This window comes from Kitasatospora sp. NPDC091257 (genome assembly GCF_044757675.1).
Lineage (GTDB): Bacteria > Actinomycetota > Actinomycetes > Streptomycetales > Streptomycetaceae > Kitasatospora > Kitasatospora lactacystinica.
The window spans coordinates 1-1046 of sequence record NZ_JBIVVI010001895.1 but is presented as its reverse complement, the minus strand read 5'-3'; the positions used below and the strand labels follow the sequence as shown (position 1 = coordinate 1046).

Below are 1046 nucleotides of genomic sequence, written 5' to 3'. Positions count from 1 at the left end.
CTCGGAGGGCCCCGGTCGGCCTCCCGGTCACCCTGTCCCTGTCAGATCGTCGTGATACTAATCGTCCCGGCGGCGGGCCCGGCCCTCGGCCGGACGGGCACGATGACGACAGCTCAACCGTTCCGGGATGGTCCGGGCGGCGACGGGGAGGGGTAGCGGATGACGGTGCGGATCGGCAAGGCCGAGGGCGGACGGAAGCTCCGGATCGGCAAGCGGCTCACGGGCACGGCGGCGGCCTTCGTCGCACTGGCCGCGCTGACCGGTTCTCAGGTGACGGGCATCGGGCTCGCCCCGGTCGCGGTCGCCGACGCCGGTCCGGCGAACGGCGCCGACGGCCAGGGCGTCGGCCGTTCCCTGCCCGACGGCAGCCCCTCGACGGACGTCCCCGGCACCTTCGGCACCGGCATCCCGGCCGACGGCGGCGGCACCGTCCAGCTCCCGCAGCCGCCCGGCACGCTGCCCGGCCTGCCCTCGGCCGGCCCGTTCGCGGCCACCGGCCCCGCACTGCCCGCCACCGTCCTCGCCGCCTACCGCCAGGCCGAGGCCTCGCTGGCGCAGCGTTCGCCGGGCTGCCACCTGCCCTGGCAACTGCTCGCCGCGATCGGCCAGGTCGAGTCCGGCCAGGCCAACGGCGGCCGGGTGGACGCTGCCGGCACGACCCTGACGCCGATCCTCGGCCCGGCGCTGGACGGCAACGGCTTCGCCGCGATATCCGACACCGACGGCGGCCGCTACGACGGCGACTCCCGCTGGGACCGCGCCGTCGGGCCGATGCAGTTCATCCCGTCCACCTGGGCCTCCTGGGGCGTGGACGCCAACGGCGACGGCAAGGCCGACCCGAACAACGTCTTCGACGCCGCCGAGACGGCCGGCCGCTACCTGTGCGCGGGCGGCCGCGACCTCGCCGACCCGGCGCAGCTCGACCGGGCGGTGCTCAGCTACAACAACTCGGGCGAGTACCTGCGGACGGTGCGCAACTGGATGGCGCACTACGGCAGCGGCACGGTGACCACCGTCCCGAACCGCCCCGGGTCCCCGGTCCCGCC

1 protein-coding gene is annotated in these 1046 nt (G+C 75.9%); it reads left to right on the top strand.

Annotated elements, in window-relative coordinates; genetic code table 11:
* Window positions 1-159: 159 nt before the first annotated feature.
* Window positions 160-1046: lytic transglycosylase domain-containing protein (locus ACIQOV_RS42725; protein WP_401056690.1), on the top strand; the 887-nt coding region annotated here is incomplete at its 3' end.